The organism is Pelagibacterium sp., from assembly GCF_035555455.1.
Taxonomy (GTDB): Bacteria; Pseudomonadota; Alphaproteobacteria; order Rhizobiales; family Devosiaceae; genus Pelagibacterium.
Genome location: NZ_DATMGM010000068.1, coordinates 21,006 through 40,487 on the forward strand (window position 1 = coordinate 21,006; position 19,482 = coordinate 40,487).

Here is a 19,482-nt window from a genome sequence, read left to right on the forward strand (position 1 = left end):
GTCGCACGCCCCCCGGGCAAGCTGCTAATGGCTTTTCAGGCATTGAGAATTTACCGGGACGAAGGGTGCCAAAGCGAGACCAGCCCGTCAAGCGGGAAGCCTTGCCATCCGGTATCGGACAGAGCGCCCGCGACCGCGCCGAGCAAAAAGTCGAGCCAGCCGCGCGACCCGCGTGGCGGCCATACATCGAGAACCGCCAGTTCGGTATCGATCCCGTGTTCGGCCTGGAGCCACTGGCGCGCCTCGGCCTGTCCTCCCATCGCATCGACCAGCCCGGCCTGGGCCGCCATCACGCCCGACAAGATCCGTCCATCCGCTAGCGCAAGGGTTTGCGCCCGGCTCAGATCGCGCCGCTCAGCCACCACATCGACGAAATACTGAAACGACGAATCGACCAGCTGTTCGAGGCTGGCCCGCACCTCGGGCGTGATCGGCTCATTATAGTCGGGCCGCCCTTTCAGCGTTCCCGACGCCACTTTTTGCAGGTCGACCCCAATTGTATCGAGCAATTTCCCGGCATCGACATGCTGGTAAAACACCCCGATCGACCCGACGATCGACAGGTTGCGGGCGAAAATCCGGTCGGTGGCCACCGCGCCCATATAGGCTGCTGAGGCCCCCAATTCGCCGATGGTTGCCACCACGGGCTTTTGCTCACCGAGTTGCCGCAGCGTCTCATAGAGCTCTTCGCCCCCCGCCGTGGTGCCGCCGGGGCTGTTGATGGCAACGATCACCGCGGCAACGTCATCATCCTTGGCCAATTTGTCGAGCAGTTCGGTGCGGGCAGCGTCGGTAGCGATGGTGCCCGAGATCGTCACCCGCGCGATCGCAGGCCCCGTTCCGGCATAGCCCGGCACCAGCCGGACAAACGCCAGCGCCACCGCGATGGCCAGCACCACAAAGGCAAACAGCCGCCAGCGCCCGCGCGAACGCCGCAGCGCCCGGGTCACGGGAATGGTTGTGGCGGGGTGGTCATCTCCAGGGAGCGTCATGGGCGATCCAGTCTGATGGCTATCACGTTTGATCGCTAACCCTATCGGGCGTCCGGCGCAACCGCCGGGCGGATCATATAGGCGGCGTCCGGGCCATATCCGGCCAGTTGCCGCGCCACATTCGGATCGGTGTCGGGCGCAAATCCCATGCGGGTCCAGAAGGGAACCGACCCGTTGACCGCCACCAGACTCAGCGCCCCGAATGGGTGCGCAGCGGCGACGAGATGGTCGACGATTGCGCCTCCCGCCCCCGTGCCCCGCGCCCCGGCCAGCAAGGCAAGATCATGAATATAGAGCGTATCGGGCGCGCCATCGGGCAGCGTGATCAACGCATCAAGGTCCGGCACCGCACCAAGCCGGTACGGATGGGCGAGGCAATAGCCCAAGCTTTCCCCCTCCCGCTCCAGCAGGAAACAGAACTGCGGCGCGACCTCCAGCTTGTCGGCAAACACCGCGTCGGCTTCGGGAAAGTCCGGATGAACCTTCGCCGCGATCGCGGAGACGGCGGGAAGATCGGCAGCAACAAGCGGACGCCAGGCAGGCATGAGATCACCACAAGGTTCAAGACATCAGCACCCTTGAGGTTCTGGTGCCGGCAGCGCGCGACACACCAAGCCAATATGGCATTTCGATGTTGCGCGCCGTCCCGGTCCCGCATCACCGCAAAATCCGATTTTGGTTCCGCGCCGGTTTGGCCTATACCTTGCTACTCACCGGACGCGTCGCGCGCCCGCGACACCGTCCAGACCAGACACAAAGCGCCGCCATGACCACTGCCTACCCGTCCGCCACCGGCCGCCCGAAAACCCATATGGCCGTTCTGGTCATTCTCGGCGTCTCCCATCTGCTCAACGATCTGATGCAATCGCTGATCCCGGCGGTCTATCCGATCCTGCAGGAAACCTACGCCCTCGATTTCGTCCAGATCGGGCTGATCACCCTCACCTTCCAGCTGGCCGGGGGCCTGCTGCAACCGGTGATCGGCATGGTCACCGACCGCCGCCCCGCCCCCTATTCGCCCGTCATGGGCATGATGTTCACGCTTTCGGGGCTGGTCAGCCTTGCCTATGCCCAGAGCTTTTTCGCCATCCTCGTTTCGGTGGCGCTGATCGGCATCGGCTCGTCGATCTTCCACCCCGAAGCCACCCGCATGGCGCGCTATGGCGCGGGCGGGCGCCAGGGGCTCGCGCAGGGGATTTTCCAGGTCGGCGGGCAGGCGGGCGGCGCGCTGGGCCCGGTGTTCGCGGCTTTGGTCATCGTGCCCTGGGGCCAACCCAGCCTTGCCTGGTTCGCGGTCGCGGCATTGATGGCCATGCTGCTTTTGGGCTGGACGGGCAGCAAGCAGCGCCAGATCAGCGCCGAGTTTTCCGCCGCGCGTTCGGCCAGCGAGGCCAATGGCCATGTCGCCATCCGCCATGCGCCGCTGACCATCGGCATTGGCCTGTTCGTGCTGATGGTGCTGATGTTCTCCAAGAACGCCTATAATGAGAGCTTCCGCTCGTTTTACACCTTCTACCTGATGGATAAGTTCGACCTGTCGATCCCGGCCTCGCAGATGATGCTGTTCATCTTCCTCGTCGCCTCGGCGGTCGGGGTGCTGGTCGGCGGCATTGTCGGAGACCGCATCGGCCGCCGCCGCATCATCTGGATTTCGGTGCTTGGCCCCCTGCCCTTGACCCTGATCCTGCCGTTTGCCGATTTGTTCTGGACCGGCACGCTGACCGTTTTGATCAACCTCATCATGGCCAGCGCGTTCGCCTCGATCCTCATCTACGCCATGGAGTTGCTGCCCAAACGCATCGGGCTGATCGGGGGGCTGTTTTATGGCCTCAATTTCGGCCTTGGCGGCATCGCGGCGGCCATCCTGGGGGCGATGGCCGACAGTCTTGGCGTCCAGACCGTGTTCCAGATCTGCGCTTTCCTGCCACTGGTTGGCCTGCTCACCTGGTTCCTGCCAAAAATCAACGAGGGGTAGGACCGAAACCCTTGTTGAAAACGGCGCGACCGAGCGGCGCAGCGCGGATTTCTTAAGCCCCTGTTAACCATGCTGGCGATTGATGGGCCTTGCCTGTCTTGAGCAGATGGAAGGGAACGGCATGTCGCAGACGAACGCACACGTCATTGTGGTGGGCAACGAAAAGGGCGGCTCGGGCAAATCGACGACCGCGCTGCATCTGGCCATCTATCTGCTGCATCAGGGCTATCGCGTGGGCACCGTCGATGTGGACAGCCGGCAGCAGACCCTGACGCGCTATGTGCGCAACCGGCGCGAGACGGCCCGCAGCGCCGGGCGCGACATTCCCCTGCCCAGCCATCTGCACGTGCCCACTGCCTGGGGCGATTCGATCAGCGAAAACCAGCAGGCCGAACGCAACGTCTTTGACCGTTCGCTGGCCGACATGCGCGAAAGCGTCGATTTCATCGTCATCGATACGCCGGGCTTTGACAGCAATCTGGCGCGGACGGCCCATGCCATGGCCGACACGCTGGTCACCCCGCTCAACGAATCGATGATCGACCTCGACGTTCTGGCCCGCATTGACGATCAGAGCGGCGAACCAATCCAGACCAGCCCCTATTCACGCACCGTCCAGAAGGCCCGCGCCGAGCGCCTGGCCCGCACCGGCACGGGGATCGATTGGGTACTGGTGCGCAACCGCATCTCCCACCTGAACTCGCGCAACGCCGAGCAGGTGCAGACCACAATCGAAAAAGTCGCCGCCAGTCTGGGCTGCCGGGTGGCCGAAGGCATTGCCGAACGGGTGATTTTTCGCTCGCTGTTCACGCAGGGCATGACCGTCTTCGATCCCCTCGACGCCGACCTTCTGGGCAGCACCCCCTCGATGTCCCACGTCAACGCCCGCCTCGAATACCGCTCCCTCGTCTCCGCCCTGCGCCTGCCGGTCAAACTGCCGGTGCCGAGGGCGGATAATGAGGGGGAGGGTTCAGCAAGAGCGTCGGCGTAGGGATAAGCCAGCCCACGACGGGAACTGAGTAACTGCGGGTTGTACTTCCGCTTCCGACCCCATTGCTGCAGTTCGTAGCGGTTCCGGTGCCGCCCGAAAGCTGCCATTCGTTCAGTTTGCGGACGGCAGAAGTTGGGGCAGTGAGTGGAATGTTGACTTTGCGACGACCGGAGTGAAAAGGTGGCCGTTCGCTCTATTTACAAGACGCCGCGTTTATGCTCGATAGTTCAAGATACTATATTTTCCGGGCCGGCATCAGAGCTACTAATAGGGTGGGTCAGTGAACGAAGAATTCTTGAAGGGACGCGTCGATACATTGTTCGGCACTACCTTTAATGAGCGGGAAGGACGGGTCGTACCCACTACCACAGACGTTGCGCTCAAGGACGGCGCGGTCAAAATTGGTGCGACCTTTTTGTATACAGATCTGGCGGGATCGGCAAAATTGTCGGCGGTGTGCCCTTGGTCGACTACAGCGAAGATCATTCGAGCGTTCTTGGACTGCTCGACCAGACTGATCGTGAAGCACGGTGGTGCAATACGGAGCTTTGACGGCGATCGCGTGATGGGGGTCTTCATCGGGGATGCAAAGAACAGCAACGCGGCAATTTGTGGGCGTGAAATCCACTGGACAGTGAGAAAGATCATTAGCCCGAAGGCTAGAGCCAAGTTTGATTCAATCAAGAACAACGACATCGATATTCGTAATTGTTCCGGAATCGACACGGGCGAAGTTAGGGCCGTCCGTTCAGGGATACGAGACAACAACGATCTCATTTGGATTGGCAAGGCCGCAAGCTTCTCCGCCAAGCTCTCTGACGTACGCGACACAGGTTATCACACTTACATTTCGAGCCGCGTCTACAACATGCTGAATGACAAAGCCAAGCAGGACGATAATGGCGGAAACGCCTGGCTGAGCACGACGTTCAGCTTCGCTGGTAAGTCTGAGACTGTGTATAAATCAAACCACTGGATGAAGCCTTAGGTTTGCAGCCAGATGCGAACACAACAACGAGGAGATTTATTCCTCGATATTGGAGGATATCCATTGAACAAACTTGTCGATCGATTCAAAGGAGATGCCGGGCATAGCAACCTCATCGACTCAATGCTGCAGCAACAGATCGTAAGCGGTAACCGACAACTCGCCGAGGAACTGGCCGATCTAGCTGAGCTGGTTGAAGTCGCCGAGGGGGAAGCCATCATTTCCCAAGGAGGAGACGACGATGATCTGTTTCTGATAGTTTCAGGCAGCTTCAGGATTGTAGTGAATGGGCGAAATGTGGCATCGCGTGGAAGAGGCGACCACGTAGGCGAGATGGTGTTGGTCGAGCCGTCGCAGCGCCGCTCTGCCGACGTTGTGGCAGCGGAAACGGCGCTCGTCGCTAAGCTCACCAGCGCGAATGTGTCCGAACTGGCGTCACGATATTCCGACATCTATCGTGTCATTGCGAGGACTTTGGCCCGCCGCCTACTCGAGCGAAATAAGCTCGTAGGACAGCACCGTGAGAAGGTCAGAGTGTTCATCATCTCCTCCGCCGAGGCGTTAGAGGTCGCGCGAACGATCCAGAACGCGCTGGCCCACGATGGTTTCGTCGTAAGGCTCTGGACTAACGACGTATTCAAAGTCGCCAGTTATTCCATCGAATCTCTTGAGACAGAACTGGACGATTCCGACTTCGCAGTTGCAATCGCTCACAGTGACGATACGACGCTTTACCGCGGGCAAGACTGGCCGACACCGCGGGACAACGTTGTGTTCGAACTCGGCATGTTCATGGGACGGTTGGGTCGCACCCGTGCAATCCTGATGGAACCGAGAGAGGATAAGGTAAGGCTCCCAAGCGACCTAGCCGGTGTGACTACCATTCCCTACAGTTACCAAGCAGGTAAAGATGCAGCGGCAATCATGGCACCGGCATGTAACGCGCTCCGTTCCCACTTCAATGAATTGGGGCCATTCAATGGATAGAAGCCGCCAGCCAGCCTCCATCCCTAGATCACGCCCAACATTCCCGCGCGCGTTTTGCTATCAAACGCTTGTGGAATAGATTTCGGGTAGTGAGCACAGGCTGCATTTAAGAACAGCATCTCAGCGCGTTTAACGTCCGTCATAGGAGTGCTTCGCCCCCAGGGTGCGGCAGCACCTAAATGTCCTCTTTCTGTGCTTGGACGCCCATAAGCTGCCAGCCTGCTTCCCACCCTATTTCTACCTCCATCCTACCACCAGTCCAGACCCGATAGCCCCAGCACACAACAAAAAAGGCCCGCGCCGGCGCGCGAGCCTTCTAAAGTCAAACACACTATGTGTGTTACTTCTTGTCGGTCTGGCCCTTGAGGGCGGCGCCGAGGATGTCGCCGAGCGAAGCGCCGGAGTCGGACGAACCGTACTGTGCGACTGCTTCCTTTTCTTCAGCGATTTCCAGAGCCTTGATCGACAGGCCAATGCGACGGGTCTTCTTGTCGAACTGGATGATGCGCGCATCGACCTTCTCGCCCACGGCGAAGCGCTCGGGGCGCTGGTCGTCGCGGTCGCGCGAAAGGTCCGAACGGCGGATGAAGGCGGTCAGATCGGTATCGGCGATCTGCACTTCCACACCACCATCGGTCACAGCCGTCACCGTCGAGGTCACGATTGCGCCCTTGCGCAGGCCATCAGAGCCCGCAGCGGCATCGGCAAAGGAATCGGTGCCGAGCTGCTTGATGCCGAGCGAAATGCGCTCCTTGTCGATATCCACGTCGAGGACCTTGGCCTTGACGATATCGCCACGGTTGTAGTCTTCAAGCGCTTCTTCGCCCGGACGGTTCCAGTCGAGGTCGGAGAGGTGAACCATGCCGTCCACATCGCCATCGAGACCAATGAACAGGCCGAATTCGGTCTTGTTCTTGACCTCGCCCTCGATTTCCGAACCGATCGGGAACTTGTCGGCAAAGCTTTCCCACGGATTGGAGAGAGTCTGCTTGAGGCCCAGCGAAATGCGGCGCTTTTCCGGATCGACTTCGAGCACCATGACTTCGACTTCCTGCGAGGTCGAGACGATCTTGCCCGGATGGACGTTCTTTTTCGTCCAGCTCATTTCGGAAACGTGGATCAGGCCTTCGATGCCCGGCTCCAGTTCCACGAACGCACCGTAATCGGTGATGTTGGTGACGCGGCCGGTGAACTTGGCCCCGACCGGGTACTTGGCAACGATGCCGTCCCACGGGTCGGCCTGGAGCTGCTTCATGCCCAGCGAGATACGGTGGCTTTCCTGGTTGACCCGGATGATCTGGACCTTGATGGTCTCGCCGATCGACAGCACTTCGTTGGGGTGGTTGACCCGACGCCACGCGATGTCAGTGACGTGCAGCAGGCCGTCGATACCGCCGAGATCAACGAACGCACCGTAATCGGTGATGTTCTTGACCACACCCTCGACCACCTGGCCCTCTTCGAGCTGCTGGACGATTTCCGAACGCTGTTCGGCACGGCTCTCTTCGAGGATGGCGCGGCGCGACACGACGATATTGCCGCGGCGCTTGTCCATCTTCAGAATCTGGAACGGCTGGGGCACGTTCATCAGCGGGGCGATGTCGCGGATTGGGCGGATATCCACCTGCGAGCGCGGCAGGAACGCCACGGCGCCATCCAGATCGACGGTGAAGCCGCCCTTGACCTGGTTGAAGATCTGCCCTTCGACCTTCTCGTTCTTTTCGTAGAAAGCTTCGAGACGGACCCAGCTCTCTTCGCGGCGGGCCTTCTCACGGCTGAGGACAGCCTCGCCCATCGCGTTCTCGACGCGGTCGACATAGACTTCGACTTCCGAACCGACGGCAATAGTGCCATCGCGACCGGCGGCGCCGAATTCCTTCATCGGCACGCGGCCTTCGGTCTTGAGACCGACGTCGATGATCGCCAGGTCCTTTTCAATGGCAACGACCGTGCCCTTGACGACGGTGCCTTCGACCGGATCGATATCGTGGAAGCTCTCAAAGAGCAGCTGTTCAAAATCTTCTGCGCTAGCAGTTTGGTTGGCCATTAAAACTCCATTCCGGGTGCACCGGAACATATTGGGTTAGAGGTTGATGATGTCTGTTTGCGTCGGGCCGATACGGCAAGCGGCGCTCCAGTCCCAGATGGGGATTGGCGCGCAAAAATGCAATCGGCATACGATGCGGGGCAGGCAGGAAACATGGCGTCCTGGCGAAGCCTTTTCGACCCAAGGCCGCAAGTTTGGATTTGCAGCGCCTAATCGGGCCCTGCTGCCTTGCGTACCATGGCCGCTTCGACTTGCGCGATCGCTGCCTTGATGGCGGCTTCTATATCCAAATTGGTGGTGTCGAGCAAGACCGCATCGGCAGCGGGGCGAAATCCGCCATGGGGCGCCGCCGCATCGCGGGCATCGCGGGCTTCGATCTCGGCGCGCATCTGCGCCCGGTCCACCACAATCCCGCGCGATTCGAGCTGGCGGGCCCGCCGTTCGGCCCGCACCCCGGCATCGGCCACGATGAACAGCTTTGCGTCAGCGTTCGGGGCAATCGTCGTGCCGATATCGCGCCCGTCGAGCACTGCCCCAGCCGGCAGGCGGGCGAAATCGTGCTGAAACGCAAACAAGGCCGCCCGCACCCCCGGGAATACCGCAATGCGCGAGGCGAGCACGCCGGTATCGGCTCCCAGCAGCGCTTCGGGGTCGATCGTATCGGGATCGATGCAACTGGCTGCTTCAACCGCCCGCGCTTCGATGTCGGGAGCATCGATATGGTCGGCCACCGCCCGCCCCACGGCACGATAGAGCAGGCCGGTATCGAGATAGGGCAGGCCGAAATGCCGGGCGAGCGCCGCGGCGATGGTGCCCTTGCCCGAGGCCGCCGGCCCGTCCACCGCGATGATCATTTCGCCTCACCGGCCTCAAACCCGGCGCCCATGCGGGTAAAATCCTCCATGAAGCTGGGGAAGCTGGTGGCGATCATGCGGTCGTCATCGACGGTGACGGGTCTGTCGCTCGCCATGCCCATCACCAGAAAGCTCATGGCGATCCGGTGATCGAGATGCGTCGCAACGGTTCCCCCGCCCGGCACGCTCCCCGTGCCGTCGACGATGAGGTAATCGTGCCCCTCCTCACACACCACGCCATTGGCTTCGAGCCCGCGCGCCACGGCCGCCAGGCGGTCAGATTCCTTCACCCGCAACTCGTCGAGCCCGGTCATTTCGGTCCGCCCCTCGGCAAAGGAAGCGGCCACCGCCAGCACCGGGTATTCATCGATCATCGAAGGCGCGCGCTCGGGCGGCACCACCACGCCCTTCAGCCGCGAATGGCGCACCCGCAGATCGGCAATTTCCTCGCCCGCCGAAATCCGGCGGTTCTCGATTGTGATATCGCCGCCCATCTCGATGAGCGTATCGATCACCCCGGTGCGGGTGGGATTGAGCAGCACGTTTTCGATCACGATGTCCGAGCCCGGCACGATCAGCGCGGCGACCAGCGGGAACGCCGCCGAGGACGGATCGCCCGGCACCTCGATATGCTGGCCGCGCAGCTCGGGCAGCCCCTGAACCGTGATGGTGCGCACGCCCTCATCGTCGGTCTCGATGGTGATATCGGCGCCAAACCCTTCGAGCATCTTTTCGGTGTGGTCACGGGTGAGGATCGGCTCGACCACCCGCGTCGTTCCCGGGATCACCAGACCGGCCAGCAGCACGCAGGATTTCACCTGCGCCGACGCCATCGGCACCCGATAGTCGATCGGCGACGGCGTCTTGGGGCCGCGCAGGGCGATCGGCATGCGGTTGTCGTGATGCTCGACCACCTCGACCCCGATGGCGCGCAGCGGATCGAGCACCCGCTTCATGGGGCGCGAGGACAGCGACGCATCGCCAACAAACCGCGTGGTGAAGGGATAGGCCCCGACCAGCCCCATGGTGAGCCGCGCGCCGGTTCCGGCATTGCCGAAATCGAGATCGGCCTGCGGCTCGGTAAAGCCGCCCACGCCGACGCCGTCGATCTGCCACTGGGCACCGACCCGTTCCACCTTGGCGCCCAGCGCGACCATGGCCGCCCCGGTGGCCAGCACGTCGTCGCCATCGAGCAGGCCGGAAACCGTCGTGCGGCCCAGCGCCATCGCCCCGAACATCATGGCCCGGTGGGAAATGGATTTGTCACCCGGAACGCGGATCGTGCCGGTCAGCGCCCCTTTGTTGTGGCTGGCAAGGGGACGGGGCGAAGAGGTAAGGGACATGGGCAAGTCCTCGAAAAACAGGGCCATCGAAATTTGTGCCGGGCTTAGCATGATCGCCCTTGCCTGCCAACGAGAGCGTAAGCGGTGCCCTTTTGCGTTGACAGGGCCGAACTATTCGGCTTAGAGCGGCGCACCCTTGCCGTCATCAAGCGCCTGCGTCACGGTCCGGTTGGTCCATGACGGGTGCCCGGAGCGTCCGGACATGCGCGGTTTGGCAAGGCGGGCACAGCGCCCATATACCCAAACCCGACAGCTCGCGATGAATGGGGAATTGCCTTGGCCAGTGACGAACGCGGTACCAAGCGGACATGCCCGGTGACAGGCCGGAAGTTCTACGATCTCAACAAGGACCCCGTGGTTTCTCCTTATACGGGTAAATCCTATCCCTTGAGCTTCTTCGAAGCGGCCCAGGAAAAGGCCGCCGTCAAGTTCGGCGCCAAGGAGCGCAAGAACAAGGATGAGGACGAAGAAGAGGAAACCGAAGAAGCCGACATCGATGTCGCCGCCAAAGAGGCCGGCGCCGAAGTCATCTCTCTCGACGACGCCGAGGATGATGACGACGACGATGATGAGGCCGAAGACGACATTCCCGATGTCGAGGACGTCGAAGTCGACGAGGAACTGGGCGGCGACGACGACGACACCTTCCTTGAAACCGACGATGAAGACGACGAAATTTCCTTTGACGTCGAAGTCGACGAAGACGACGAGCGCTAAGGCGTTCGTGGCAAAAGCAATTTGCGCTTTTGCTACTGTGATCCGGCGGGTCGCGTCACCAGCGCGACTCGCAATAAAAACCTCGTATTGACGCGTCGCCTCGACCCGGATACGAGACAGGTTACCGACCGTTGAAAACGCTGCGCAGCGCCCCAAAACAAGGCTTTACGCGGATTTTCAGAAAATTTGCTGAACGGGCAAAATTGCTCTTGCTTCGTCCGGCAGTCTCACTTAGGTTCGCGCCCGTTCGGTCAGGGCATCTGACGAACCACCCAGGCTTGCGCCGCGGACCTTTGGTCCGGCTCGGACGCAACCACCGGAAGGGGCCATAGCTCAGCTGGGAGAGCGCCTGCATGGCATGCAGGAGGTCAGCGGTTCGATCCCGCTTGGCTCCACCATTTCTTTTTATTTCACGGCAGTTCGCTTCGCTCACGCCTCCGATAGGGCGCGCAACGGTGCGCGGGCCGCCGTCGCGGCCTTGTTCCGGTTCACGGATATTCCGCTCACCATTTTCTTTATCTCACGCGCCGTATCGTTCGCAGCATGACGCGCTAAAGCCGCGCTATGCAGCTCTCTGGCGCTCCGATGGGGCGCGCGAAACGTCGCGCGGGCCGCGGTCGCGGCCTTGTTTCTCACGCGCCGTACCGCTCGCCGCAGGCGCGGCCTTTGCGGGGCGGCAAGTTGGCGGTAGGGTGGATGCTCTCCGAGGACATTGCCCATGCCGCCCATCGTTCCTGATCCTGACAAAATCCGTCCGTTCGCCGATTTCAGGACGTTCTATGATTGGCTGGCTCAGCATGGCGATGCGTGGGACGAGGTCTGGGTGCAGTTCTTCAAGAAGGGATCGGGGATCGAAACCCTGTCCTATGAGGATGCGGTGCGGGCCGGGCTCAGTTGGGGCTGGATCGACGGCATCAAGAAAAAGCACGATGACATCTCTTTCCTCCTGCGCTTCACTCCCCGGCGGAAAAAATCGATCTGGAGCCGAATCAATACACGCCACGCTGAAAAGCTGATCGAAGACGGCCTGATGGCCGCGCCGGGTCTGGCCCAGATCGAGGCGGCGAAAGCTGATGGGCGCTGGGACGCGGCCTATGCCTCGGGGGCGGAGATGGAGATGCCCGCCGATTTTCTCACCGCCATCGCAGCCGTGCCCGAGGCTCTCGAAACCTTTGGGACGCTCAACAGGGCCAATCTCTTTGCGCTGATGTTCCGGATCAACGGCGTGAAAAAGGCAGAGACGCGCGCGAAAAATATTGAAAAATTCGTCGCCATGCTGGCCAGGGGCGAGACGCTCCATCCCAATGGCAAGGGCAAGCCGGGCGGCTGATCGATTCCCCCACCTGCTTGCGCCCTCTTACTGCACCAGCGCGGCATTGCGGCAGTCAAAGCCCAGAACCCTGACATCGACTTCACCCACCGCAATTCCCAGGGCATCGAACAAGGTGATCAGCACGTCATCGAGCGGCCCTGCCAGCGGCGTGATCAGACCGCCGACGATGCCCAGAACCCCGGACAAAAGATTACCCAGCAAATTTATTGAGAGAATTTCCAGTTTCAGGTTCAGGTTGCCGAGCAGCGAGGCGGTCAGGCTGCTAACCGGCGTCGTGGTTTTAACGGATTGAACCACCCCATTGCGCGCATCGCCAGCAGAAAAATACAGCGGCTGCGGGCTCGATTGCTGCATGGAAACGTCCGCCAGAGCAGACACCCTTGCCACTCCAGACAACACATTGACGAGCCCAGTGCGTTTGACCACCAAAGGCGACCTGGTGTCGAGAAACGCTGCGGCTGGTGTCTCGCCCACCGCCAGCCGCAAAACGCCGGGCCGGGCAAGAATGATCGTGTGGGCAAGATCAGGCCGACCGGGCGGGCAGGTCAAGCTTGAGACGTGCGCTTCCGCTGGAGCAAGCTCCACATAGATGGGCAATTTGATCGCCAGCAGGCCGAATATTCCGCCGTCGCTGAGCAGCGAAATATCGATCCGCAACCGGGTCTGCGCCGTCCGCAAATACGCGCCCTCACCCGACAAGGTAAACCAGCCGGTCTGAGGGGGCTCACCAACAACGAGAGACACGTCGATCCCGGTCACGTTGGGGAGAGTGAGCCCCAGTGCCAGCTTGATGTGGCGCTCGCCGTCGGCAATCAGTGCGGCGGCGGTCAAAAGGTTCAGGGCATTGACCTGCGCTTCAACCGCTGCCGACGTGCCGATCGCCAGATTGGCGAGCCCGTCGGCCACGATCAGCCGGGCCATTTCCACCATGATCGAATCATTGATCGGCCCGGCCAGCTGCGCGAGCACCGCATTGCCGCCTGAGGCGACATCGAGAGCGGCGACAATATCGGCCAGAGCGACATCGGCATGGAGCAGATCGGAATAGGTTCCCACCGACAGCCCCACCTCTCCGGCCAGCGCATCGAGGAAATCGAGCAGCTTCACGTCCACGCCGGCGATCGCTTGGTAGTCGAGCAGCGAAAGAGACAGTTCGGTACCCAGCAAGCCGCCCAGAACGGCGTTGAGCATGCCCCCATCGAGGCGAGCAAGGCGCGAGCCGATCGACCAGGCAACGCGGGGCGTGGCGCTGGCGGTCGCCGTCACCCCGATGGTGGGCGGCGGGAATCCGAGCACCGAAGCAAAATACACGCGCCCGGTTTGCTGCAAACTCACGCGCGCCGCATTGGCCGGCCCGGCATCCAGTTTGAAGCGCTGGCTCGGGGACAGGTTTGCGTCTGCCGTGTAGCGGCCTGTCTGGACGAGGACAGAGTCGAGTGGCGTGGGGTATTTGGCATCGGCAATTGACAGCGCCGCGCGCTCAGCGGCGTTGGAGGGCTCTGCGGCGGCATAGATCGCCGCCAGATCGGCCACCGATTGCAGGCGGCGTTTTTCCAGATGCAGCGACGCCTCGTCCACGGCAAAGGCAGCCACGGCAATCAGCAGCGGCGAGAGCAACGCAAACAGCGTTGCAATGTTGCCCGAGCTTTCCCCGGAAAACCGTCGCAAAAGGCCAAACACGGCTCACACTCCGCCATTGCGGATGGTGGAGGTAAACGTGATGATTTTTGAGTTTGGCAGTGGAATGGGAGGGTAAAGGTTCCAGATCGGCAACGTCGATGCGTCATACGACAGCGCCACGGTGAACTGGTCCGGATCCGTTCCGCTTGGCCCCGCGTCCAGCTCCAGCCGGGTCGGGTCGATCAGCACATAAGCACCGCCATTGGCATCGATGAAGGACACCGCCAGCGTCGCCCGCTCGGTGACGTTCAATCCCGCCACCGCCGCCCGCGCCGCATCGGCGGCCAATTGCTGCACCGAGTGGGCCGCGCCGAAATAGATTCCATAGGCCAGCGCGCCAAACACCAGCAGCAGGAACACCGGCGTCACCAGCGCAAACTCAACAGCAGAGGCCCCTCGACAGTCCCGGGCAAGCAATGACTTGTAGCGTTCCCAAAGGGCCATCTTGCGGTTCCTTTCCTGCCCCTTCCCGCACAGCGTCGCATTGCACTCACTGCGACATGGTTGCTAGCGCTCCTGAGTGAACTACGAGTGGGAGATATGCGCAGATTGCAGGTCTCGATCTTCCAGCCAATTGCACCTCAACCGCATTAAAGGTTTGGCAATCTGCCAGCCATCTTTTGGCCTAAATTGGAAGCATCGGCTCGATATGATCCTCGAACAGATCGGGCGGATTGGCCCCCTCTCGCGGGGCAAAACTTTGCTCCGCCGCCAGCGAAATGGCCAGAAACCGATCGATTCCAGCACCCCCTGCGGCGTCGGCCAGAGGGTAGAACCCATCCCTTAACCGCTGCCGCAACAGACGCTTTGTCGCCACCATCCGCTCGGTCACCCCGGGTCCATTTGACACCGAAACCGGCAGTTTCACATAAGTGTGCAAGGGCATTCCGACATGGTAACATGCTGGAATCGTTGCAAAAATCTTTAAAAGAAAATCGAGATCCGTGAGACAGGGCAACCCCGGATCATAGCGCGGATCAGCCCGGCGACGGTCATGGACCAGCATCGAATCCATGGAAAAATTGGTGAATTTGTAGTCCCCTGGCGTGAGGATTTTGTCCTCTCCCACGCCCACCCGCCGCAGCGCGGTGCCATCGGGCAAGGCCACGTCCAGCGCACACGACACCAGCCCATACCGCTGGGCCAACGGCACCATCGCTGTCAGCTTCTCCGGCCTGAACCCATCATCCGCATCCAGGATCGCCACCACGTCAAAGCGCGCCGCATCGAGCCCGACATTGCGCGCGGGGGGCGAGCCGCCGCCAATCAGCCCGCTGTCGAGATAGCGAATCCGGCGGTCTGCGATGCCCGCGGCGCCAAGCACGGCTTGGTAATCGGTCTCGTCGTCGGCAACGATTATCAGTTCAAATTCAACACCCTGCTGGCTCAGCACCGAAGAAACCGCGCGCGCAATGGTCGCCTCGGCGCCATAGGCAGGCATGACAACGGACACTGGCGCAATCGGGTTCACCCCAGGCTCCCTTGAACGGATGGTCGGGTAACCCATATCATAGCCAACCGGTAATGACGCCGCTTCAATTGGGTCAGCTCCGGGATGTTGCTTGACTATCAAGGACATGAACGACCGATGACACGGATATCGCTGTTTTCCGCTCCCTTCCTGCTCGGATTCGACGCCTTCGAGGAGCGTCTCGACCGGCTGCAACGGGCCTCTGAAGGCTATCCTCCCTACAATATCGAACGGGCGACCGCCGATAACGGGGATGAAACCTATAGGATCGCTATTGCCGTCGCGGGTTTCTCGCGTAACGATCTCGAAGTGATTGGAGAGGATAATCAGCTTATCGTGCGGGGCCGACAGACGGAAAACGGTGCGCGTGAATATCTGCATCGCGGCATTGCCGCCAGGCAGTTTCAGCGGACTTTCCTTTTGGCGGACGGCATGAAGATCGAAGGGGCCGAACTGCGGGACGGTCTTCTCGTTATCACCGTGTACCGGCCCATCACCCACCCGGTGACGCGCCGTATCGACATCAGGTCGGTCGAGTAGAAAGGTATGCGTTATGAACAAGCCACTTGAAAAACCTGCCTTCAGCGATGCCCATTCAGGGCACGCAGCCGAAGCGCTTCGCACCCTGACGGCCGCCCAGTTCGCCGCGCTCGGGGCCGGGGATGTCGTGTTCTGGCGCCAGATGGATGCCGGCAATCTCGCCGAATTTATTCCACAAGCCGCGATGGCACCCGCCGATCAAAGGCTCGAACTGCTGATGAGCGCAGACGGCGCGCCGGTCCTGATCGCTGATTCACGTGAAGCCATCATCGATTGGATCGATGGCCACGAGGTGCAGTTGGCGACCCTGCACTAAATGGGGATGTGACCGGAAGCGTTACGTCGCCTGATGGTGGACAGGCCGGTCAAGAACCCTTGCGACTTTTTGCGTCCTCAAAGCGCGTGGCCGACAGCCACGCGCTCACAAAACGCCATATGGACGAAATGTCAGTCCTCGTGCCGCTCAGGCAGCATTGATCGCTTCGAGCGGCGTCGTCAGGATTTCGCGCAGTCTGGTTTCGTCGCGCGTTGAGCGAAGCTGATCCACCACCCCTTCGGCCCGTAACAGCCGCGCGACGCGACTGAGAGCCTTGAGATGATCGGCGCCGGATCCCTCCGGCGCCAAAAGCATGACCACCAGATCAACCGGCTGATCATCGACGGAATCGAAATCGATCGGCTGAGCGAGGCGGGCGAACACGGCGACAACGCCGGGAAGGCCCTTGATCTTGCCGTGGGGGATGGCAATGCCATTGCCCAGACCAGTCGAGCCAAGCTGTTCGCGGCTCAAAAGTGTTTCGAACACCAACTGGGCGTCAATGCCCGCGATTTCGGATGCACGATCGGCGAGTTGCTGGAGAAGCTGGCGTTTGCTCGCGACCTTAGCGCAGGCAATGATAGAGTCCTGCGACAGAATGTCAGCAAGTTCCATTGAGATAACCTTGTGGTGCTGTTTGCTGTGATGACGGCCTGGCCATCCCGGCTGGGCCCGCGCCATTCCAATTGTCCTTTGCAACTGTATGGGGGCAATGCGCGTCAAGTGCCCGACAGGGCCGGATCAATCCATCCGATGTTCCCGTCGGCCCGGCGGTAAACCACATTCATGCCCCCATGTCCAGCATGGCGGAACACAATGACATCGGATTGCGCCAGATCCAGCTCCATGACGGCCTCGCCCACGCTCATCGTTCGCAGGCTTTGCGTGCTTTCGGCAATGACCGGTGGCGCGAAATCTTCGTCGAGTTCGATTTCGTCGTCGGGCGCGGCCAGGATATAGGCAGCATAGCCGCCGCTGTCGCCATTGGCGAGCCGACGATGGTTCTTGAGCTTGCGCTTGTAGCGTCGCAACCGCTTTTCGATATGGGTCGCCATGTCTTCATAAGCGGCAGTCGGATCCACAGCCTTGGCGGAAGCCTGCAGGACGACACCGGTATCGAGATGGATCAGGCAATCGGCCCGAAACCCGATCCCCTCGGGTTCGAGGGTTAGATGCCCATCATATCCGCCATCGAAATATTTGCCGACAACGGCATTGAACCGGTCGGTTGCCTTCCCACGAAGCGTTTCGCCGACGTCCATGTTTTTGCCAGATACGCGCAAGCTCATGATGACCTCTTGGTCTGGTTACGGTCGCCCGGCCAAGGCGTAGCGCCCAATCGTGCTCCGGGCAGGATCGAGTCTAGCCCCGTTAACTGACGCTTGGCAATCGCATCCGGTGTCGTGCGGTCAGTTTCCGGTCTTGACGGTGGACAAATCAGTGCTGGGCACCATGCCCCGAACCTGCCGGCCTTTACGATCCGACGCGTATCAATCCAGCCGAATTGACGCGAAACCGGGGCTTCTTGTTTCGGCGGGCCCGGGGGGCTATAGTTTGTCCACACCTTGCAACAACGAATAAAAAACGCCAATGACTGCATCGATACGGGCCGAGGCGCACCCCTCACGCGGCCCCTGCCTTATGGCTGTGCTGCGCATGGCCGGGCTGCGGCCGACCCGCCAGCGGCTGGCGCTGGCGGAATTGCTGTTTTCCGGGCCTCATCGCCACGTCAACGCCGAACAATTGCGCACCGAAGCCGACGCGGCCGGCGTCCAGGTTTCGCTCGCAACCATCTACAATTCGCTGCATCAGTTCCGGCAGGCTGGTCTTTTGCGGGAAATATCGGTGGACGCTGCGCGGTCCTATTTCGACACCGATACCACAGATCACCATCATTTCTTTATCGAGGACGAGCAAAGGATCGAGGACATCCCCTCGGATTCGATCAAGATCGCAGGGATTCCCGACGCTCCAGACGGCATGGCCGTCACCCATGTGGACGTGATCGTCCGGGTCAAAAAAGTAACGCCGCGCCAATAGGTGCAGGCACGTCTGCGTTAGTCGATGATTTCACCCGCATAGACGCCCCAGAGCGCATCCTGGGGCACATAGCCCTGCCAGGTAACCGCCCTGCCGTCGGGGTCGGCATGATTGAGCCGGACCTCACAGGCCTCACCGTTGCACGAGCGCACCGACACCAGCATGCGCGGCGACAGCCAGGCCCGCACGCGCGCGTCTGCACCGCTATTGCTACGTAAAGCGACAGGGCTATCCTCCTGCCAGGGCGCAATCAGCGCGGTCCTGTTGCCGACCACCAGATTCTGGTGCACCCAGCCCTCGTCGCCCTCCACATCGCGAATCTTGCGCCAGGTGTCGAATTCCTGAACAATCTCGACGGGAACGCCGGCGCGAAGGAACGTGAAGGCAACGTCATATTGCGTTCCGGGGCCGACGCGAACATTGGTGGGAGCATTGCGCACCGAAACGAACCGCGGCATCGGCAGCCCGCTGGACGGACCCACCGAAGCGGTTTGCGCCTGAGCCGGAACGCCGGACATGCCCCCTCCGGCCAGCGCCATGGCACACACGAGAACGACACGGAACACAAACTGAAAACGCAACGGGGTAGTCCTGGACATGACAATGGCAGCGCGAACGCACCCGGTGGGGCTTTGCAGTCCGTCGCAATTTGCCTAACAGTACTGCCGCGATCTTAATGGTCGCTGAAAGTTTGAACCACCGTTGCCGGAGCCAGAACGCAAACATGGTGATCGCGTGACCCGAAAACGGGCGAAAATCGTCGTTTCCCGTCGGCTGCCGCAGCCGGTGGAGGCCCGAATGGCCGCCTTGTTCGACGTCAGGTTCAACGAGACCGACACGCCCCGGGATCCGTCCGATCTGCTGGCGGCCCTGCACGGGGCAGAGGTTCTGGTCTCCTGCCTCACCGACCGCATCGATTCGGCCATCATCGCGCAGATGCCCAGTTCGGTGAAAATGATCGCCCAGTTCGGGAACGGGTTCGACAATATCAACATCGAGGCCGCACATGCGGCGGGAATCACCGTCACCAATACGCCTTCGGTCCTGACCGAGGACACCGCCGATATGGCGATGGCACTGATTCTGGCCGTGCCGCGCCGTCTGACCGAAGGCGCCCAGGTGCTGCTTCAGGATGGAACCTGGCCGGGGTGGTCGCCGACCTGGATGCTGGGCCGGCGGCTGGGCGGCAAGGCGCTGGGTATCGTCGG

The 19,482-nt window shown here is 61.3% G+C and carries 21 protein-coding genes and 1 tRNA gene; 11 read left to right on the forward strand and 11 right to left on the reverse strand.

All coding sequences use genetic code 11. From position 1 onward, the window contains the following. Nucleotides 1–50: 50 nt before the first annotated feature. Together sppA and VNS12_RS14490 are read right to left on the reverse strand one after the other, a co-directional pair. Complete coding sequence (gene sppA / locus VNS12_RS14485) at nt 51–992, reverse strand: signal peptide peptidase SppA (protein WP_325488562.1); 942 nt, start codon at nt 990–992, stop codon at nt 51–53. A gap of 41 nt (nt 993–1,033) precedes the next feature. After that, nucleotides 1,034–1,537: a GNAT family N-acetyltransferase gene (locus tag VNS12_RS14490; protein ID WP_325488563.1), complete on the reverse strand. Its 504-nt coding sequence runs from the start codon at nt 1,535–1,537 to the stop codon at nt 1,034–1,036. Between the two features lie 221 nt (nt 1,538–1,758). On the opposite strand from VNS12_RS14490, the gene VNS12_RS14495 reads away from it, so the two are divergent. From VNS12_RS14495 to VNS12_RS14510, 4 genes are all read left to right on the forward strand, one after another. Further along, complete coding sequence (locus VNS12_RS14495) at nt 1,759–2,967, forward strand: MFS transporter (protein ID WP_325488564.1); 1,209 nt, start codon at nt 1,759–1,761, stop codon at nt 2,965–2,967. A 121-nt stretch (nt 2,968–3,088) separates the two neighbouring features. Further along, complete coding sequence (locus VNS12_RS14500) at nt 3,089–3,958, forward strand: division plane positioning ATPase MipZ (protein WP_325488565.1); 870 nt, start codon at nt 3,089–3,091, stop codon at nt 3,956–3,958. A 280-nt stretch (nt 3,959–4,238) separates the two neighbouring features. Continuing rightward, nucleotides 4,239–4,946: an adenylate/guanylate cyclase domain-containing protein gene (locus tag VNS12_RS14505; RefSeq protein ID WP_325488566.1), complete on the forward strand. Its 708-nt coding sequence runs from the start codon at nt 4,239–4,241 to the stop codon at nt 4,944–4,946. A gap of 63 nt (nt 4,947–5,009) precedes the next feature. Then, nucleotides 5,010–5,933, forward strand: coding sequence for a TIR domain-containing protein (locus VNS12_RS14510; protein WP_325488567.1), 924 nt, complete (start codon nt 5,010–5,012; stop codon nt 5,931–5,933). Between the two features lie 340 nt (nt 5,934–6,273). Here VNS12_RS14510 and rpsA read toward each other — a convergent pair whose 3' ends face one another. From rpsA to aroA, 3 genes are all read right to left on the reverse strand, one after another. Continuing rightward, nucleotides 6,274–7,980 (reverse strand): 30S ribosomal protein S1, encoded by a 1,707-nt coding sequence (gene rpsA, locus VNS12_RS14515; RefSeq protein WP_325488568.1) that lies wholly within the window; start codon nt 7,978–7,980, stop codon nt 6,274–6,276. Between the two features lie 209 nt (nt 7,981–8,189). Next, complete coding sequence (gene cmk, locus VNS12_RS14520) at nt 8,190–8,834, reverse strand: (d)CMP kinase (RefSeq protein ID WP_325488569.1); 645 nt, start codon at nt 8,832–8,834, stop codon at nt 8,190–8,192. Then, entirely contained in the window at nt 8,831–10,177 is a 1,347-nt protein-coding gene (aroA, locus tag VNS12_RS14525) for a 3-phosphoshikimate 1-carboxyvinyltransferase (protein WP_325488570.1), read from the reverse strand. The genes cmk and aroA overlap by 4 nt, the downstream gene beginning before the upstream one ends. Nucleotides 10,178–10,453: 276 nt before the next feature. On the opposite strand from aroA, the gene VNS12_RS14530 reads away from it, so the two are divergent. From VNS12_RS14530 to VNS12_RS14540, 3 genes are all read left to right on the forward strand, one after another. After that, nucleotides 10,454–10,894, forward strand: a complete 441-nt coding sequence (locus tag VNS12_RS14530) for a TIGR02300 family protein (protein WP_325488571.1) — start codon at nt 10,454–10,456, stop codon at nt 10,892–10,894. A gap of 322 nt (nt 10,895–11,216) precedes the next feature. Further along, a tRNA-Ala gene (locus VNS12_RS14535) sits at nt 11,217–11,292 on the forward strand. A gap of 320 nt (nt 11,293–11,612) precedes the next feature. Next, nucleotides 11,613–12,224 carry a YdeI/OmpD-associated family protein gene (locus tag VNS12_RS14540; RefSeq protein WP_325488572.1) on the forward strand — a complete coding sequence of 204 codons (612 nt, stop codon included), beginning with the start codon at nt 11,613–11,615 and terminating at the stop codon, nt 12,222–12,224. A 27-nt stretch (nt 12,225–12,251) separates the two neighbouring features. On the opposite strand, the gene VNS12_RS14545 is transcribed toward VNS12_RS14540, so the two are convergent. From VNS12_RS14545 to VNS12_RS14555, 3 genes are all read right to left on the reverse strand, one after another. Beyond that, the gene (locus VNS12_RS14545) at nt 12,252–13,907 is read right to left on the reverse strand and encodes a pilus assembly protein TadG-related protein (protein WP_325488573.1); all 1,656 of its coding nucleotides are present in this window, start codon (nt 13,905–13,907) and stop codon (nt 12,252–12,254) included. 3 nt (nt 13,908–13,910) lie between these two features. Further along, nucleotides 13,911–14,351, reverse strand: coding sequence for a TadE/TadG family type IV pilus assembly protein (locus VNS12_RS14550; RefSeq protein WP_325488574.1), 441 nt, complete (start codon nt 14,349–14,351; stop codon nt 13,911–13,913). Between the two features lie 181 nt (nt 14,352–14,532). Then, entirely contained in the window at nt 14,533–15,378 is an 846-nt protein-coding gene (locus tag VNS12_RS14555; protein ID WP_325488575.1) for a glycosyltransferase family 2 protein, read from the reverse strand. A gap of 117 nt (nt 15,379–15,495) precedes the next feature. Here VNS12_RS14555 and VNS12_RS14560 point away from each other — a divergent pair, with 117 nt between their 5' ends. Both VNS12_RS14560 and VNS12_RS14565 read left to right on the forward strand, forming a co-directional pair. Further along, a complete protein-coding gene (locus VNS12_RS14560; protein ID WP_325488576.1) occupies nt 15,496–15,918 on the forward strand; it encodes an Hsp20 family protein in 423 nt (140 codons plus the stop codon). A gap of 13 nt (nt 15,919–15,931) precedes the next feature. Then, nucleotides 15,932–16,234, forward strand: a complete 303-nt coding sequence (locus VNS12_RS14565) for a DUF1150 family protein (RefSeq protein ID WP_325488577.1) — start codon at nt 15,932–15,934, stop codon at nt 16,232–16,234. A gap of 147 nt (nt 16,235–16,381) precedes the next feature. Here the strand turns inward: VNS12_RS14565 and ptsN are convergent, their stop codons facing one another. Together ptsN and hpf are read right to left on the reverse strand one after the other, a co-directional pair. Beyond that, nucleotides 16,382–16,849: a PTS IIA-like nitrogen regulatory protein PtsN gene (gene ptsN, locus VNS12_RS14570; RefSeq protein WP_325488578.1), complete on the reverse strand. Its 468-nt coding sequence runs from the start codon at nt 16,847–16,849 to the stop codon at nt 16,382–16,384. Nucleotides 16,850–16,953: 104 nt separating this feature from the next. After that, the gene (hpf, locus tag VNS12_RS14575) at nt 16,954–17,523 is read right to left on the reverse strand and encodes a ribosome hibernation-promoting factor, HPF/YfiA family (protein WP_325488579.1); all 570 of its coding nucleotides are present in this window, start codon (nt 17,521–17,523) and stop codon (nt 16,954–16,956) included. Nucleotides 17,524–17,824: 301 nt separating this feature from the next. Here hpf and irrA point away from each other — a divergent pair, with 301 nt between their 5' ends. Further along, nucleotides 17,825–18,274: an iron response transcriptional regulator IrrA gene (gene irrA / locus VNS12_RS14580; RefSeq protein WP_325488580.1), complete on the forward strand. Its 450-nt coding sequence runs from the start codon at nt 17,825–17,827 to the stop codon at nt 18,272–18,274. 17 nt (nt 18,275–18,291) lie between these two features. Here the strand turns inward: irrA and VNS12_RS14585 are convergent, their stop codons facing one another. Beyond that, nucleotides 18,292–18,855, reverse strand: a complete 564-nt coding sequence (locus VNS12_RS14585) for an SH3 domain-containing protein (RefSeq protein WP_325488581.1) — start codon at nt 18,853–18,855, stop codon at nt 18,292–18,294. Nucleotides 18,856–19,072: 217 nt separating this feature from the next. Here VNS12_RS14585 and VNS12_RS14590 point away from each other — a divergent pair. Next, the coding region (locus VNS12_RS14590; protein ID WP_473964703.1) for a Rossmann-fold NAD(P)-binding domain-containing protein at nt 19,073–19,482 on the forward strand (410 nt) is incomplete at its 3' end.

Bases quoted from the DNA above. Each gene is read 5' to 3' on its own strand.
- VNS12_RS14560 (WP_325488576.1), top strand. From the start codon at position 15,496: ATGACACGGATATCGCTGTTTTCCGCTCCCTTCCTGCTCGGATTCGAC.
- VNS12_RS14490 (WP_325488563.1), bottom strand. From the start codon at position 1,537: ATGCCTGCCTGGCGTCCGCTTGTTGCTGCCGATCTTCCCGCCGTCTCC.
- VNS12_RS14550 (WP_325488574.1), bottom strand. From the start codon at position 14,351: ATGGCCCTTTGGGAACGCTACAAGTCATTGCTTGCCCGGGACTGTCGA.
- rpsA (WP_325488568.1), bottom strand. From the start codon at position 7,980: ATGGCCAACCAAACTGCTAGCGCAGAAGATTTTGAACAGCTGCTCTTT.
- VNS12_RS14495 (WP_325488564.1), top strand. From the start codon at position 1,759: ATGACCACTGCCTACCCGTCCGCCACCGGCCGCCCGAAAACCCATATG.
- VNS12_RS14565 (WP_325488577.1), top strand. From the start codon at position 15,932: ATGAACAAGCCACTTGAAAAACCTGCCTTCAGCGATGCCCATTCAGGG.
- VNS12_RS14540 (WP_325488572.1), top strand. From the start codon at position 11,613: ATGCCGCCCATCGTTCCTGATCCTGACAAAATCCGTCCGTTCGCCGAT.
- VNS12_RS14500 (WP_325488565.1), top strand. From the start codon at position 3,089: ATGTCGCAGACGAACGCACACGTCATTGTGGTGGGCAACGAAAAGGGC.
- irrA (WP_325488580.1), top strand. From the start codon at position 17,825: ATGACTGCATCGATACGGGCCGAGGCGCACCCCTCACGCGGCCCCTGC.
- cmk (WP_325488569.1), bottom strand. From the start codon at position 8,834: ATGATCATCGCGGTGGACGGGCCGGCGGCCTCGGGCAAGGGCACCATC.
- ptsN (WP_325488578.1), bottom strand. From the start codon at position 16,849: ATGGAACTTGCTGACATTCTGTCGCAGGACTCTATCATTGCCTGCGCT.
- sppA (WP_325488562.1), bottom strand. From the start codon at position 992: ATGACGCTCCCTGGAGATGACCACCCCGCCACAACCATTCCCGTGACC.
- aroA (WP_325488570.1), bottom strand. From the start codon at position 10,177: ATGTCCCTTACCTCTTCGCCCCGTCCCCTTGCCAGCCACAACAAAGGG.
- hpf (WP_325488579.1), bottom strand. From the start codon at position 17,523: ATGAGCTTGCGCGTATCTGGCAAAAACATGGACGTCGGCGAAACGCTT.